At 69.3% G+C, this 13,116-nt stretch carries 19 protein-coding genes; 9 read left to right on the top strand and 10 right to left on the bottom strand.

Features of this window, described 5'->3' with window-relative positions; all coding sequences use genetic code 11:
- Positions 1–135: 135 nt before the first annotated feature.
- From ACKTT0_RS01670 to ACKTT0_RS01650, 5 genes are all read right to left on the bottom strand, one after another.
- On the bottom strand, positions 136–528 hold the full coding sequence (locus ACKTT0_RS01670) for a VOC family protein (RefSeq protein WP_407847588.1): 393 nt from the start codon (positions 526–528) through the stop codon (positions 136–138).
- Positions 528–1,184 (bottom strand): glutathione transferase, encoded by a 657-nt coding sequence (gene yfcF / locus ACKTT0_RS01665; RefSeq protein WP_407847586.1) that lies wholly within the window; start codon positions 1,182–1,184, stop codon positions 528–530. Before yfcF ends, ACKTT0_RS01670 begins: the two co-directional genes overlap by 1 nt.
- Before the next feature lie 111 nt (positions 1,185–1,295).
- Entirely contained in the window at positions 1,296–1,625 is a 330-nt protein-coding gene (locus ACKTT0_RS01660) for a DHCW motif cupin fold protein (protein WP_407847584.1), read from the bottom strand.
- Positions 1,622–2,191, bottom strand: a complete 570-nt coding sequence (locus tag ACKTT0_RS01655) for a DinB family protein (RefSeq protein WP_407847582.1) — start codon at positions 2,189–2,191, stop codon at positions 1,622–1,624. Before ACKTT0_RS01655 ends, ACKTT0_RS01660 begins: the two co-directional genes overlap by 4 nt.
- Before the next feature lie 3 nt (positions 2,192–2,194).
- Entirely contained in the window at positions 2,195–2,680 is a 486-nt protein-coding gene (locus tag ACKTT0_RS01650) for a GNAT family N-acetyltransferase (protein WP_407847581.1), read from the bottom strand.
- 179 nt (positions 2,681–2,859) lie between these two features.
- Between ACKTT0_RS01650 and ACKTT0_RS01645 the strand changes: the two genes are divergently transcribed.
- Positions 2,860–3,579, top strand: a complete 720-nt coding sequence (locus ACKTT0_RS01645) for an AzlC family ABC transporter permease (protein ID WP_407847579.1) — start codon at positions 2,860–2,862, stop codon at positions 3,577–3,579.
- Positions 3,576–3,917 carry an AzlD domain-containing protein gene (locus ACKTT0_RS01640; protein ID WP_407847577.1) on the top strand — a complete coding sequence of 114 codons (342 nt, stop codon included), beginning with the start codon at positions 3,576–3,578 and terminating at the stop codon, positions 3,915–3,917. The genes ACKTT0_RS01645 and ACKTT0_RS01640 overlap by 4 nt, the downstream gene beginning before the upstream one ends.
- A 15-nt stretch (positions 3,918–3,932) precedes the next feature.
- Here the strand turns inward: ACKTT0_RS01640 and ACKTT0_RS01635 are convergent, their stop codons facing one another.
- The gene (locus ACKTT0_RS01635; protein WP_407847576.1) at positions 3,933–5,411 is read right to left on the bottom strand and encodes an inorganic phosphate transporter; all 1,479 of its coding nucleotides are present in this window, start codon (positions 5,409–5,411) and stop codon (positions 3,933–3,935) included.
- Positions 5,412–5,558: 147 nt separating this feature from the next.
- On the opposite strand from ACKTT0_RS01635, the gene mog reads away from it, so the two are divergent.
- From mog to ACKTT0_RS01620, 3 genes are read left to right on the top strand one after another with little or no spacing between them, the layout of a single operon-like run.
- Entirely contained in the window at positions 5,559–6,194 is a 636-nt protein-coding gene (gene mog, locus ACKTT0_RS01630; protein WP_407847575.1) for a molybdopterin adenylyltransferase, read from the top strand.
- 53 nt (positions 6,195–6,247) lie between these two features.
- On the top strand, positions 6,248–6,586 hold the full coding sequence (locus ACKTT0_RS01625; protein WP_407847573.1) for a hypothetical protein: 339 nt from the start codon (positions 6,248–6,250) through the stop codon (positions 6,584–6,586).
- Between the two features lie 32 nt (positions 6,587–6,618).
- A complete protein-coding gene (locus ACKTT0_RS01620; RefSeq protein ID WP_407852364.1) occupies positions 6,619–7,464 on the top strand; it encodes a peptidoglycan DD-metalloendopeptidase family protein in 846 nt (281 codons plus the stop codon).
- A 24-nt stretch (positions 7,465–7,488) separates the two neighbouring features.
- Here the strand turns inward: ACKTT0_RS01620 and ACKTT0_RS01615 are convergent, their stop codons facing one another.
- Positions 7,489–7,764 carry a hypothetical protein gene (locus ACKTT0_RS01615; protein WP_407852363.1) on the bottom strand — a complete coding sequence of 92 codons (276 nt, stop codon included), beginning with the start codon at positions 7,762–7,764 and terminating at the stop codon, positions 7,489–7,491.
- 44 nt (positions 7,765–7,808) lie between these two features.
- Entirely contained in the window at positions 7,809–8,072 is a 264-nt protein-coding gene (infA, locus tag ACKTT0_RS01610; protein ID WP_407847572.1) for a translation initiation factor IF-1, read from the bottom strand.
- Between the two features lie 600 nt (positions 8,073–8,672).
- Here infA and ACKTT0_RS01605 point away from each other — a divergent pair.
- Positions 8,673–9,095, top strand: a complete 423-nt coding sequence (locus ACKTT0_RS01605; protein ID WP_407847570.1) for a YciI family protein — start codon at positions 8,673–8,675, stop codon at positions 9,093–9,095.
- A gap of 66 nt (positions 9,096–9,161) precedes the next feature.
- Here ACKTT0_RS01605 and ACKTT0_RS01600 read toward each other — a convergent pair whose 3' ends face one another.
- The gene (locus ACKTT0_RS01600; RefSeq protein WP_028353308.1) at positions 9,162–9,572 is read right to left on the bottom strand and encodes a GFA family protein; all 411 of its coding nucleotides are present in this window, start codon (positions 9,570–9,572) and stop codon (positions 9,162–9,164) included.
- A gap of 178 nt (positions 9,573–9,750) precedes the next feature.
- Here ACKTT0_RS01600 and phnC point away from each other — a divergent pair, with 178 nt between their 5' ends.
- From phnC to phnE, 3 genes are all read left to right on the top strand, one after another.
- Positions 9,751–10,593 (top strand): phosphonate ABC transporter ATP-binding protein, encoded by an 843-nt coding sequence (gene phnC, locus ACKTT0_RS01595; protein ID WP_407847568.1) that lies wholly within the window; start codon positions 9,751–9,753, stop codon positions 10,591–10,593.
- A 36-nt stretch (positions 10,594–10,629) separates the two neighbouring features.
- Positions 10,630–11,613: a phosphonate ABC transporter substrate-binding protein gene (gene phnD / locus ACKTT0_RS01590; RefSeq protein WP_407847566.1), complete on the top strand. Its 984-nt coding sequence runs from the start codon at positions 10,630–10,632 to the stop codon at positions 11,611–11,613.
- 67 nt (positions 11,614–11,680) lie between these two features.
- Entirely contained in the window at positions 11,681–12,475 is a 795-nt protein-coding gene (gene phnE / locus ACKTT0_RS01585; RefSeq protein WP_407847564.1) for a phosphonate ABC transporter, permease protein PhnE, read from the top strand.
- On the opposite strand, the gene ACKTT0_RS01580 is transcribed toward phnE, so the two are convergent.
- Entirely contained in the window at positions 12,408–13,061 is a 654-nt protein-coding gene (locus ACKTT0_RS01580) for a TetR/AcrR family transcriptional regulator C-terminal domain-containing protein (RefSeq protein WP_407847562.1), read from the bottom strand. The genes phnE and ACKTT0_RS01580 overlap by 68 nt on opposite strands.
- Positions 13,062–13,116 lie beyond the last annotated feature (55 nt).

The raw sequence follows: 13,116 nt of genomic DNA, 5'->3' as shown, positions 1-13,116 counted from the left end.
ACCGTGGCCGGCTCGCCCTGCCAGCCCCGTCCAGGACGCCCTACGAGCAAGCCCTTTTCCATAAGAGGAGACAGCGCCAAGAAGACAACAGCCACGCGCCATCCATGGAATCAACGAGCGACTGAAGCAACTGGACTAAGGCAGGTGACAGACCGCCTCGAGCCGGTTGCCGGCCGGGTCGGTGACAAAGGCGGCGTAATAGTGCGGATGGTAATCGGGCCGCAGCCCGGGGGCGCCTTCGTCGCGTCCGCCGTGGCGCAGGGCGGCCTGGTGGAAGGCATCGACCGCGGCGCGGCTGGGGGCCTTGAAGCACCAGTGGCGGCGCGGCTCGCTGTTGGGCGCGGCCGAGCGCAGCACCGACAGGTAAGTATGGCCGGGCGCCGCCGCGCTGCAGCGCTCGCCGTAGCCCAGGCCGTCGGGGCGGTCGTAGGCCTTGGCGGCGCCCAGGATGGCCATCACGGCGTCGTAGAAGGGCCGGGCGGTGTCCAGGTCGGGCACCGCGATGGAGACATGATCGAGCAGCCGCACTAGGCGCGCGCGTCCTGGTTGAATTGCAGCCAGGTCTGCACCGGCGGGCGTCGCCATTGGGCGTCGGCGTAGGCGCGCAGGGCCTCGGGCAGGTCGTCGCCGGGGCCCGCCAGGCGGCGCAGCATCAGCGCCAGCTCGGTGTCGGCGATGCACCAGGCTTCGAACAGTTGCGACTGCCCTTCCGCGGGCAGCAGGGCCTGGGCCACGCGCACCAGCTTGGCGGCGTCGGCTTGCGCGGCGTTGCCCAGCGGGGCGCTCGCGGCCTCGTGAAATACGACCTCGGTCGGGCGCTCCTGGCGCAGCGCCGCCAGGTCGCTGCGCAGCCAGGCCTGGATCTGCCGTGCGCGGGCGCGCTGCTGCGCGGCGGCCGGATACAGCGCGGGATACTCCGGGGCTGGAAAGACGTCTTCCAGGTATTCGATGATGGCGCTGGACTCGGTCAGGTGGAAGGCATCGTGCGCCAGCGCCGGCACCCGACAGGTGGGCGCGCGGCTGGTATAGGGCTGCATGCGCTGTTCGCCGGCATGCAGGTCCACCAGCCGCAGTTCGACCGGCAGGCCCTTTTCGGCGAGCGCCACGTAGGCGGCCATGGCATAAGGACTGAGCAGCTGGGAATCGACGTACAGCGTAAGCGGCGAGGCAAGCGGCGCAGGCAAGGCGGTCTCCGGTGCGGCGTGAGGGCGCGGCCGGCGGGCCGGCCATCGTGCCCTACAGCGTAACGCAATCGGCCGGCCGCCGGCCACTCGGCAGTGACGCGCGTGTCGCGTTCAGTCGACGATGAACAGGCGGGCGCCCGTCGTGGTGGACGAGCGGTGCGCTTCGGCCTGGTCGGCCACTTGGTAGCTCATCCCGGGCGTCAGCACGAAATGGCGGCCGTCCTCCAGTTCCGTGTGCAGTTCGCCTTCCAGGCAGAACAGGATATGGCCCTTGCTGCACCAGTGGTCGGCCAGGTAGCCGGGCGAGTAGTCCACCACGCGCACCCGGATGTCGCCGAATTGCCGCGTGCGCCAGTAGGCGGTGCCGGTCTCGCCGGGATGTTCCGTGCGTTCGATGGATTGCCAGTCGGTCGTGCCGAACGGGATGTCGTGCATCTTCATGGTTGGGTCTCGGTGGGGGAGGGCGGCGCGTCGGCCAGGGCGTCGGGAACCCGCAACAGCAGGTCGGTGGGGCCCATGTCGATGCCGGCCTGGCTGAGCAGGGTGGTGGCCTGCCCGCGATGGTGGGTCTGGTGGTTGAAGAAATGCATGACCACGCTGCCGAACGGGCGGCGCGACGGCACGCCGCGCGAGCTGGTATAGGCCAGTTCGCGGTCCAGGTCGGCCGGCCGGACTTGCGCCGACCAGCCCACGATGGCCTCGTCGAGCTGGCGGCGCAGCGCCGCCAGGCCGACCAGGTCGGGACGCAGCAGTTGGTCCAGCCCGGCCGGCATGGGCAGGGCGCGTACCGGGTCCAGCGCGGAATAGCTGGCCGAGTGCTGCGCGAAGCGCTTGAGCCACAGGATGTCGCCCACCGCGATATGGTTGAGCGTGCCCAGCAGCGAACCGAAGAAGGCGCCGCGCGGCGCGGCCGCGTCGGCGGCGGGCAGGCTGGCGGCCTGGTAGATGCGCGCGTTCATCCAGGCGTTGTAGTCCGCCAGCAGGCGCAGGTCGGCGACCGTGGGCATGGGTCAGGCCGCCAGCTTCTTTTGCCAGAACATGGCCTGGCCGGCGTCGCCCGCCAGTTCATAGCCCTGGTAGCCGATCTTGCGGTACAGCGCCTTGGCCGGCTCGTTGCCTTGCAGCACTTCCAGCGTGATCTTGCAGCAGCCGCGCCGCGCGGCGCGCTCGTCGAGCGCCGCCAGCAACCTCCGGGCGATGCCCCGGCCGCGGAAGCGCTCGGACACCATCAGGTCGTGCAGGTTCAGCAGCGGCTTGCACGCGAAGGTGGAAAAGCCCTCGAAGTAGATCGCCAGCCCGGCCGGGACGCCGTCCTGCAGCGCCACCAGCGCGCCCGCGGCGGGGCGGCGCGCCAGTTCGGCCGCCAGGTTGGCGCGCGCGTAGTCGGACAGCGGCTGGCCGCCGCCCATGGGGCCGCGGGCGTATTCGTCGAGCAGCGCCACGACCATGTCGCCGTGGGCGGGATTGGTGAAATCGGCGTCGATGATGTCCAGCACGATGGGGATTCCGTTCCTGGCGCCGCCGGGCGGCGCCGCGTATTGACGACCAGGGGTTGAATGAAGCCGGTTGCTATTATGACGCCCCGCGCGCGTTTCGCCATCCGCGGCCGCGCGCAGCGCGGGCCGCGGGCCGGCGCGGGTAAACTGCCTGCACCATTGCCGCCCATGAACCGCCCATGAACCGCCCATCCACTTCCGCGCCGCACCTGGCCCTGCCGGCCGGCGCCGGCCTGGGCGGCCTGAAGGCCTGCGTGCCCGTGATGATCGGGTACTTTCCCGTCGCGGTCACATTCGGCATCGCCGGGCTGGCCACCGGCCTGTCGCCCATGCAAGTGGTGCTGATCTCGGCGCTGGTGTATGCCGGCGCCAGCCAGTTCCTGCTGCTCGCCTCGATCAAGGCCGGCACGCCCTGGCTCTGGGTGGTGGCGCTGTGCTCCCTGCTGAATGCCCGCCACTTGCTGTACGGGCCGCTGCTGGCGCGCTTCCTGCCCGAGCGGCTGCGCGCCCGCCTGAAGATCGCCTTCCTGCTGACCGACGAGGTGTTCGCCACCGCGCTCAACCGCATCGAGCATGTCGCCCCGGCGCACCGCAACCGCTGGATGACGCTGCTGGGCGTGGGCGCCTGGCTGACCTGGATCGCCGGCACGGCGGTGGGGGTCTATGCGGGCGACGGGCTGGAGCGCCATTTCCCGATGCTGTCGCAGGTCATGCGCTTCGCGCTGCCGGCGCTGTTCCTGGCCCTGGTGTGCCAGAGCGCCAGCCGCGCGCTGCGCTGGCCGATCCTGGCGGCGCTGGCGGTCGGCGCCGCCTTCGCCGCGGCGGGCCACGCCACGCTGGCCATCCTGGCCGGCGCGGTGGCCGGCTGCGTGTGCCACCGCCCGCGGAGCGCGCCATGAGCGGCGCCGGGCTGGACTTCTGGGCCGCGGTCATCGCCATGGCCGTCATCACCTATCTGACGCGCGCCTTGCCGTTCCTGCTGTCGGCGCGCAGCCGGCTGCAGCGGCGGCTGGCCGAGGGGTCGTCGTTGGCGGCGCTGGGGCCGGCGCTGCTGGCCGGCATCGCCGCGGCGGTCATCGTGCCGGATCTGATGGCGCTGCGCGGGGCGGCCGAGGTGGCGCCCTATGCCGGTGGGCTGCTCGCCACCGCCCTGGCCGCGCGCGGGCTGGGCAACGCGGGGGCGGCGGTGATCGTCGGGGTGGCGGTATATGGGGTATTGATGGCGGCGGCCGGCTAGGCCGGCCACGGCCGTTCAGCCGGCGATGGTCACGCCCAGCCAGAACAGCCCGGCCGCCAGCAGCATGGACGCCGGCAGGGTCAGGACCCAGGCCAGCAGGATGGTGCGTATGGTGCCGTGGTGCAGGCCGCTCTTGTTGGCGATCATGGTGCCCGCCACCCCCGACGACAGCACATGGGTGGTCGAGACCGGCAGGCTGAACACGTTGGCCATGCCGATCGCCGCCACCGCGGTGAGCTGGGCCGCCATGCCCTGGGCGTAGGTCATGCCCTGCTTGCCGATTTTCTCGCCCACCGTCAGCACCACGCGGCGCCAGCCGACCATGGTGCCGATGCCCAGCGCCAGGGCCACTGCCACGATCACCCACAGCGGCGCATATTCGGTGGTGGCGGTCAGGTCGGCGCGCAGCCGGTGCAGGTCGGCGCGGTCGCGGTCCTGCAGGCCGTCCAGGTTGGCTACCTTCTTGGCGGTGTCGTCCAGGCACAGCAGGTAGCGGCGGATGTCCACCCGCTTGGCGGGCGGCAGCTCGGCATAATGGGTGACGCCGCGCAGGTCTTCCAGCAGGGCGTCGATGGTGGCCAGCGTGAGCTGCGGATGGCAGCGGAACTGCTCGGGCAGGTCGGTGGTGCCGTTGCGGCCCTTGGACAGGGCCAGGTAGTCGCCCAGGGCTGCCTCGTTGCGATGGTAGAACGCCGCCAGGTGGGTGGCGGCGTCGCGGGTACGGTCGATCTGGTAGGTGGTGCTGTTCTCGTTGAGCACGAATTGCGCGGGCACGATGCCGATCAGCACCAGCATGATCAGTCCGATGCCTTTCTGGCCGTCGTTGGAGCCATGCACGAAGCTCACGCCCATGGCCGACAGCACCAGCACCAGGCGGTTCCAGAAGGGCGGATGCTTCTTCGAGTCGAGCTCGCGCCGCTGTTCGGGCGTCTTGTGCATCTTCGACACCGGCCACCAGTGCTTGAACAGCAGCAGCAGGCAGCCGGCGGCCAGGCAGCCCGCCGCCGGCGAGACCACCAGCGACAGGCCGATGTCGATTGCCTTGTTCCAGTTGACCCCGTCGGCCACCGACAGGTCGGTCAGCAGCGCATTGGCCAGGCCCACCCCGAGGATGGAGCCGATCAAGGTGTGCGAACTGGAAGCCGGGATGCCGAAATACCAGGTGCCGAGGTTCCAGGCGATGGCCGCGGTCAGCATGGCGAACACCATGGCCAGGCCCTGCCCGGTATCGACATTGATCAGCAGCTCGACCGGCAGCAGGTGGACGATGGCGTAGGCCACCCCCACGCCGCCCAGCAGCACGCCGAGGAAATTGAATATGCCGGACAGCATGACCGCCAGGTGGGGCGGCATCGCCTTGGTGTAGATGACGGTGGCGACCGCGTTGGCGGTGTCGTGGAAGCCGTTGATGAATTCGAACGCCAGGACGAACGCCAGCGCCAGGACCAGGCTGACGCCGATCCAGAAATCCAGGCCGGAGAAGAGATGAAACATGGGAAGGGGGAGAGGGAAGGGGGCGGTTGGCAGGCAACAGGCTCGATTATTGCAGATTTGTGACGCCGGCCGGGCTGGCCGGGCCGGCGCGCGACAGGCGCCGCCGCGTGCGATAGCATCGGGTTTTTTCCTCGCCCGCTCACTGCCATGTCCGTCTCCGCGCAACCCGTTGCCCGCCGCCATCCCGACGAACTGATCGTCGGCTTGGTGTCCATTTCCGACCGCGCCTCGTCCGGCGTCTACCAAGACCAGGGCCTGCCGGCCCTGCGTGAATGGCTGGGCACGGCGCTGGCCTCGCCGTGGCAGGCGGTCGAGCGGCTGGTGCCCGACGAGGCGCCGGCCATTTCCGCCGCGCTGGCCGAACTGGTCGACGCCTGCCACTGCGACCTGGTGCTGACCACCGGCGGCACCGGCCCGGCGCGGCGCGACGTCACCCCCGAGGCCACGCTGGCGGTGGCCACCAAGGAAATGCCCGGTTTCGGCGAGCAGATGCGCCAGGTCAGCCTGAAGTTCGTGCCCACCGCCATCCTGTCGCGCCAGGTCGCGGTCATCCGCGAGACTGCCGGGCACGCCGCGCTCATCATCAATCTGCCCGGCCAGCCCAAGGCCATCCGCGAAACCCTCGAGGGCCTGCGCGACGAGGCCGGCGCGGTGAGCGTGCCCGGCGTGTTCGCCGCCGTGCCGTACTGCATCGACCTGATCGGCGGCCCCTATGCGGAAACGCACGAGGCCGTGGTCAAGGCGTTCCGGCCGAAGTCCGCGCTGCGCAAGCCGGCCGCCTGACGATACGCTGCGTTATAGTTGGCCGGCCTGATTTTTTTCTGGATGAACCATTCATGAATCTGCGTATTCTTGCGCCGCTGGCGCTGGCCGGCGCGCTGGCCGGCTGCGCCAGCGTAAAAGACATCCGCGACCGCGATCCCGTGTTCTTCGGCTCCACCGCGCGTCCGGCCGAGCAATACACCGAATGCGTGGCCACTGCCTGGAAAGGCATCGGCACGGCCTCCGAGCGCCAGCCCATCCACAATGGCTACGAGCTCATCGTGCAAGGCTCGATGGGGGTCGAGGCGGTGCTGAGCGCCACCACCTGGGAGGGCAAGACCGACGTGCGCCTGTCCACCCGCATCCAGCGCCGCAGCACGTCGCTGTCCGAGGCCGCCAACCTGTGCCTGTAGGTCGCATCCGCAAGCCGGCGGGCGCCGGCCCGCTGGCCCGCCTGGCCGCCCGCGTGGTGCTGGCGGCGGTGGCGGCCTGCGGCGCCCTGGCGGCTCATGCGCAGGGCTACATCAGCCGCAAGCTCGATGTGCCGGTGCCGGGCGGCGTGGCCGTGGTGGGGCTGGGCGCGGGCGAGCAGGCGCCGCAGGCCAGCTACGGCGGCCGCCGCGTGATGGTGATCCGCGACAGCGACGCCCAGTGGATCGCCGTGGTCGGCATCCCGCTCGGCACCCAGCCGGGCCGCCAGACGCTGCAAGTGCAGGGCGGCGCGCCGGTGGCCTTCCAGGTGCGTGCCAAGGAATACGCCGCGCAACACATCAAGCTGAAGAACCGCCGGCAGGTCACGCCGAATCCCGATGACCTCAAGCGCATCGAGCGCGAGCTGGACGAGCAGCTCGCCGCCTATCGCAGCTTCCGCGCCGGCGTCATTCCCAGCAACGTCATGCTCGACCGCCCGGTGGACGGGCGGCTGTCCAGCCCGTTCGGGCTGCGGCGCTTTTTCAACGGGCAGGAGCGCAACCCGCATTCCGGGCTGGACTTCGCCGTGCCGGCCGGCACCCCGATCAAGGCGCCGGCCGCCGGCCGGGTCGTGCTGGTGGGGAATTACTTCTTCAATGGCAACACGGTGTTCGTCGACCATGGGCAGGGCTTCATCAGCATGTTCTGCCATCTGTCGGCGATCGACGTGAAGGTGGGCGACGAGGTCGCGCGCGGCGCCGTGGTGGGCAAGGTCGGATCCACCGGCCGCGCGACCGGGCCGCACCTGCACTGGAACGTCAGCCTGAATGATGCGCGGGTCGATCCCGCGATCTTCATCGGGGCCGTGACCGGGCCGTGAGCCCGTGGGAAGCCGGGCGCGGCGTCAGGCCTCGGCGTCAGATGCCGCCTGGCGCTGCTGGCGCCGTTCGGCGTATTGCAGTTCGTGAATGGCCGCCTGGTGCAGGCGAAGCTGTTCATCCAGGCAATTGTCGTACTTGATGCAAGCCTGCGCGTAGCTCAGGCCGGTGGCCCGCAGGCTTTGGATGAAGGCGGGGCGCGACAGGCGCAGCAGGCGCAGGCCTTCCTCGCCCTGTGCGACGATGCGGCGCGCCCGGGCCACGCGTTCGGCGGCGGCCTGCGGCGATTCGACGGTGTCCATGACAGGCATGGCGCGCCATGCGCGGCAGCGACGTGGCGCGGGCCTCAGCGGCGCCGCTGCGGCGGACGCGCGGTGCTGGGGGCACGCTCGTCCTTGTGGCGGAAGTTGATGCGGCCCTTGGTCAGGTCGTAGGGCGATATTTCCAGGGTGACGCGGTCGCCCGCCAGGATGCGGATGCGGTGCTTGCGGATGCGGCCCGACGCATAGGCGCCGACTTCGATGCCGTTGTCCAGGGTGACGCGGTAGCGGCTGTCGGGCAGCACTTCGTCGACGATGCCGTCCAGTTCGATCAATTCTTCTTTGGCCATGTATTACTCTCCTTGGTCGATGCGCCCGTGCGCCGGCAGGCCGGCGCACGCGCCGCCCGGAGGCGGCATGCGCGGGACCCAAGCGGACTTGGGCCAGCGGTGGAACGTGAACGTCCCGGCTGGTACGGGTACGGGCCGTGGCGGTCTGGGACAGACGCTGGGCGGGTACTCACGCCGCTGGGGCGGTGTGCGCGCGGGGCGCGGCTTGGTCGCGTTGGCGAGCCTGGGGCGCGCCAACGGAAGAAGCGGGTTGGAACCGGGCCGTGAGGTTTCCGCCCCTTGCGCCCCCTTGCGTTGCAGGGCCGGCGCTTCCCGCCTGGAACGACAGGCCGCGGCAGCCTGGAAGGCGGCGGGGCCGGACGGAGCGGGTATGGGGACGGATCTGGAGCAAGGGGTGCTTTATGCAGGCTAGGCCATTCACGGAACAACTAGACATAATACTCCTGTCACACGCATTTGACCAGGGTTTTCCCGTGGTCGGCGGCGGGGGCGTGGTGTTTTTGCCTGCCGCGCGCGCGTCGCTGTCGATTGCGCCGCTGCCCGTTCGTCGTGTAGACAGGAGGCCGGATCCGGCCTTCCCGGACACTGAGGAGAGACGACATGCGTGTAATGGTTCTAGTCAAGGCGACCCCGGACAGCGAGGCGGGCATCCTGCCCTCCAGCGAATTGCTGGAAGCCATGGGCAAGTTCAACGAGCAGTTGGCGGCGGCCGGCATCATCAAGGCGGGCGACGGGCTCAAGCCTTCGTCGCACGGCAAGCGGGTGGCGTTCGACGGCGCGCGCCGCACCGTCATCGACGGCCCCTTTGCGGAAACCCGCGAACTGGTGGCCGGATTCTGGGTATGGGAAGTCAAGGACCTGGCCGAGGCGGTCGAATGGGTCAAGCGCTGCCCCAACCCGATGCCCGGACCGAGCGAGATCGAGATCCGGCCGTTCTATGAAATGGCCGATTTCGAGGCGGCGCTGACACCGGAGATCACGGCGCAGTTCGATCGTTTGCGCGAAAAGCTGGAGGGCCAGTAAGACGGGCAGGACGCGGCCTCCCCCGGGGGAGGCCGGCCGCAGCGCCGGACGGCCGGGCGGCCTGGCTCAGTCGGCGAGGCCGGGCCCGCCCTCCGGATACTGCGGCAGGTCGTCAGTGATGTCGTACCAGGGCGCCTTGCTGGCGACGTGCACGTGGCAGGCCGGCTTGATGCCCGGGTTGTCGTCCAGCGCGCCCAAGGGCAGGCCGTAGACCTCGGGCGTCTGGTCGAAGCGCGACAGCAGCGGCGTGCCGCAGGCGCCGCAGAAGCCCCGGTAATTGCCGGGCGACGAGCTGTACCAGGTGACGTGGTTGGCGCCGCGGGTCCAGGCGAAGTCCTTGGACCGCACCGTCGCCCGGGTACGGAAGGCGGCGCCATGGGCCTTGCGGCACATGACGCAATGGCAATTCACGGCCTGCGTCAACGGACCCGTTATCTCGTAGGCTACGCGGCCACACAGGCAGGAACCTTTCAGCATCTCGCGCTCCTGTAAAACCCGAATATATACCGGCGCGCGTCCGCGCCGCTTCATGACCGTTTGATTGCAGGATATGCGTCCCCCCGCCCGGCATGGCGGCAGGCATGGCGGCGCCGGTCATCACCCTGTCACCCCCTGTCCACAGAATGCCATCCATGGTTCGACAAGGGGATCCCACATGACCTATGCGATCGAGGTGCGCGGCCTCAGCAAGTCCTTCCGCGCCGGCAGCAAGGCGCTCGACGAGGTGAGCCTGGCGGTGGCGCCGGGCGAGATGGTGGCCTTGCTGGGCGCCTCGGGCTCGGGCAAGTCCACGCTGTTGCGCCACCTGGCCGGTTTCGTCGCCGCCGATCCCGGCAGCAGCAGCGTCACGGTCAATGGCCAGGAAATCCAGCGCGACGGCCGCATCAGCCCGCGCGTGCGCGCGGCGCGCGCCGGCATCGGCTTCGTGTTCCAGCAGTTCAACCTGGTGGGGCGCCTGCCGGTGATCACCAACGTGCTGACCGGCATGCTGCCGCGCGTGCCGCTGTGGCGCAGCCTGCTGCGCTACTTCCGCCGCGCCGAAGTGCAGGTCGGCCTCGACGCCTTGGCCCAGGTTGGTATAGACGACTACGCGTTTCAACGCGCCTCGACGCTGTCGGGCGGCCAGCAGCAGCGCGCCGCGATCGCGCGCACGCTGGTGCAGAACGCGCGGGTGATCCTGGCCGACGAGCCGATCGCCTCGCTCGATCCCGAGTCCTCGCGGCGCGTGATGGACACGCTGGCGCACATCAACCGCAGCCGCCAGGTGGCGGTGGTGGTGTCGCTGCACCAGGTCGACGTGGCGCTGCGCTATTGCGCGCGCGTGGTGGCGCTGCGCCATGGCCGCGTGGTGTACGACGGCCCGGCCGCGGCGCTGACCGAAGCCATGCTGCGCGACCTGTACGGCGCCGATGTCGCCGAGCTGCTGCAGCCGGACGCCGCGGCGCCCGTGTCCCAGCCTCCCCTGATTGCTCCGCGGCCGCTGGCCGCCGCGGCCTGAAGCTCCAAGCCCTATTACCCGACGGAGTCCCGACTCATGCTACGCAGAACCTTTTGTGCCCTGGCGGCCGCCGCGGCGCTGTCGTCCCCCGCTTTCGCGCAGGACGGCAAGCCGCTGAACTTCGGCATTATCTCGACCGAATCGTCCACCAACCTGAAACAGGCCTGGCAGCCCCTGATCGACGATCTGAGCAAGGCCGTGGGCGTGCCCATCAAGCCGTTCTTCGCCTCGGACTACGCCGGCATCATCGAAGGCATGCGCTTCAACAAGGTGCAGCTTGGCTGGTTCGGCAACAAGTCCGCCATGGAAGCAGTGGACCGCGCCAACGGGGAAGTGTTCGCCTCGGTGATCGACAAGGACGGCAACCCGGGCTATTGGTCGGTGCTGCTGGTCAACAAGGACAGCAACCTGCAGACCCTGGACGACGTGCTGAAGAACGGCAAGCAGCTCAGCTACGGGGCGGGCGATCCCAACTCGACTTCGGGCACGCTGGTGCCGGGCTACTTCCTGTGGGGCGCCCACAAGATCGATCCCAAGTCTTTCTTCAAGACGGTGCGTGCCGCCAATCACGAGACCAACCTGCTGTCGGTCATCAACAAGCAGGTGGACGTGGCCATCAACAATACCGAGATGCTGGAGCGGTATCGCGTGAATACCGGCAAGGACGCCACCGAGTCGGTGCGCGTGCTGTGGAAGTCGCCGCTGATTCCGGCCGACCCGATGGTCGTGCGCAGCGACGTGCCGGCCGACGTGAAAAAGCGCATCCAGGAATTCTTCGTCAACTATGGCAAGGGGACGGACGCCGAGCGCGAGCAGAAGGTCCTGGCCGGGCTGACCTACAAGGGCTTCCGCGCCTCGAGCAACGCGCAGCTCGTGCCGATCCGCCAGATGGAGCTGGCCAAGCAGAAGATCCACGTCGAGACCGACACCACGCTGAGCGCGGCCGACAAGAAAGCCAAGCTGGCCGAACTGGACCGCAAGCTGGACGAACTGGACAAGCTGGCCGCCAAGCCGCAATAAACCGCCGCGCCGGCCCCATCCGCGCCGGGGCCGGCGCCATTCTTTGCCTTAGTACGGATTCCCATTCATGAGCGCTGCTCTTTCTCCTGCCCGTCATCCCGCCGCGGCGCGGTCGTCCCTGCCGGGCCTGCTGGTCTGGGCGGTGGTCCTGGCGCTGCTGATGCTGTCCTGGCGCGGCGCCGATATGCGTCCGCTGGACTTGCTGAGCGAGTCCAGCAACATGGCCGCCTATGCGGCCGATTTTTTCCCGCCCAATTTCCGTGACTGGCGCATGTACATGAGCGAAATGCTCGTGACGGTGCAGATCGCCATCTGGGGCACCTTCCTGGCCATCGTGGTGGCGGTGCCGTGCGGGCTGCTGTGCTCGGCCAATATCGTGCCGGCCTGGGTCTACCAGCCCATGCGGCGCCTGATGGACGCGTGCCGCGCCATCAATGAAATGGTCTTCGCCATGCTGTTCATCGTGGCGGTCGGCCTGGGGCCCTTTGCCGGCGTGCTGGCATTGTGGGTGCACACCACCGGCGTGCTGGCCAAGCTGTTCGCCGAGGCGGTCGAGGCCATCGACCCGCGTCCCGTCGAAGGGGTGCGCGCCACCGGCGCCAATGCGGTCGAAGAGGTGGTGTACGGGGTGATTCCGCAGGTATTGCCGCTGTGGATCTCGTTCTCGCTGTACCGGTTCGAATCCAATGTGCGTTCGGCGTCCGTGGTCGGCATCGTCGGCGCGGGCGGCATCGGCACCGTGCTGTGGGAAATCATCCGCAGCTTCCAGTATGCCGAGACCTGCGCCGTGATGATCATCGTGGTCGCGTTCGTGGTGGTGATCGACCTGTTGTCGGCGCGGATCCGGAAGGCGCTGATCTAGGCGTCGCGGCGCCGCCGGCGCGCCGCTCCAGGCCGGCGATGAGCGTCTCGATGCCGAACTCGAACGCGGCATCCGGCCCGGCCCGGTCGTAGTCGCGCAGCAGGCCGCCGCCCGCCTCGCGGCCGGCCTCTTCGGCCATCTGCTGTTCCAGCGCCGCGCCGACCGTGTAATGGCTGATCGCGGCCAGCGCGAGCACCGCGTCGCGCGGCGTGAAGCCCGCTTCGCACAGCAGGCGGACCTGGGCCTGCGCCGCGGCGGATGGCTCGCCGCCCGGGCGGGTTCCCGCATGAATGCGGGCGCCGTCGCGGTGCGCCAGCAGGGCGCGCCGGAAGCTGCGCGCATTGGCCGCCAGGAACTTGTGCCAATCCTCGCCCGCGCGTGGCAGCGAATGCGAATGGTTTTCCGCCAGCATGGCTTCGGCCAGGGCGTCGAGCAGTTCCCGCTTGCTCTTGAAATGCCAGTACAGCGCCGGTTGCTGGACGTGCAGCCGTTCAGCCAGCTTGCGGGTCGTCAGGCCCTCGGCGCCCACCTCGTCGAGCAAGGCGAGCGCGGCCCGGATCACGTTTTCCCGCTGAAGTTTCGCCATGGCGTTCTCCCCATTCTGCTTGACAAATTATCGCTGATAAATTTCTAATCCGAAT

It is taken from the genome of Bordetella saccharivorans, assembly GCF_045862855.1.
In the GTDB taxonomy this organism is placed as follows: Bacteria; Pseudomonadota; Gammaproteobacteria; order Burkholderiales; family Burkholderiaceae_B; genus Bordetella_A; species Bordetella_A petrii_F.
The sequence above is the reverse complement of the archived record's forward strand: the minus strand, read 5'-3'. Positions and strand labels throughout refer to the sequence as shown.

Bases quoted from the DNA above. Each gene is read 5' to 3' on its own strand.
- ACKTT0_RS01660 (WP_407847584.1), bottom strand. From the start codon at position 1,625: ATGAAGATGCACGACATCCCGTTCGGCACGACCGACTGGCAATCCATC.
- ACKTT0_RS01655 (WP_407847582.1), bottom strand. From the start codon at position 2,191: ATGCCCACGGTCGCCGACCTGCGCCTGCTGGCGGACTACAACGCCTGG.
- ACKTT0_RS01645 (WP_407847579.1), top strand. From the start codon at position 2,860: ATGAACCGCCCATCCACTTCCGCGCCGCACCTGGCCCTGCCGGCCGGC.
- ACKTT0_RS01640 (WP_407847577.1), top strand. From the start codon at position 3,576: ATGAGCGGCGCCGGGCTGGACTTCTGGGCCGCGGTCATCGCCATGGCC.
- ACKTT0_RS01635 (WP_407847576.1), bottom strand. From the start codon at position 5,411: ATGTTTCATCTCTTCTCCGGCCTGGATTTCTGGATCGGCGTCAGCCTG.
- mog (WP_407847575.1), top strand. From the start codon at position 5,559: ATGTCCGTCTCCGCGCAACCCGTTGCCCGCCGCCATCCCGACGAACTG.
- ACKTT0_RS01625 (WP_407847573.1), top strand. From the start codon at position 6,248: ATGAATCTGCGTATTCTTGCGCCGCTGGCGCTGGCCGGCGCGCTGGCC.
- ACKTT0_RS01615 (WP_407852363.1), bottom strand. From the start codon at position 7,764: ATGGACACCGTCGAATCGCCGCAGGCCGCCGCCGAACGCGTGGCCCGG.
- infA (WP_407847572.1), bottom strand. From the start codon at position 8,072: ATGGCCAAAGAAGAATTGATCGAACTGGACGGCATCGTCGACGAAGTG.
- ACKTT0_RS01605 (WP_407847570.1), top strand. From the start codon at position 8,673: ATGCGTGTAATGGTTCTAGTCAAGGCGACCCCGGACAGCGAGGCGGGC.
- ACKTT0_RS01600 (WP_028353308.1), bottom strand. From the start codon at position 9,572: ATGCTGAAAGGTTCCTGCCTGTGTGGCCGCGTAGCCTACGAGATAACG.
- phnC (WP_407847568.1), top strand. From the start codon at position 9,751: ATGACCTATGCGATCGAGGTGCGCGGCCTCAGCAAGTCCTTCCGCGCC.
- phnD (WP_407847566.1), top strand. From the start codon at position 10,630: ATGCTACGCAGAACCTTTTGTGCCCTGGCGGCCGCCGCGGCGCTGTCG.
- phnE (WP_407847564.1), top strand. From the start codon at position 11,681: ATGAGCGCTGCTCTTTCTCCTGCCCGTCATCCCGCCGCGGCGCGGTCG.
- ACKTT0_RS01580 (WP_407847562.1), bottom strand. From the start codon at position 13,061: ATGGCGAAACTTCAGCGGGAAAACGTGATCCGGGCCGCGCTCGCCTTG.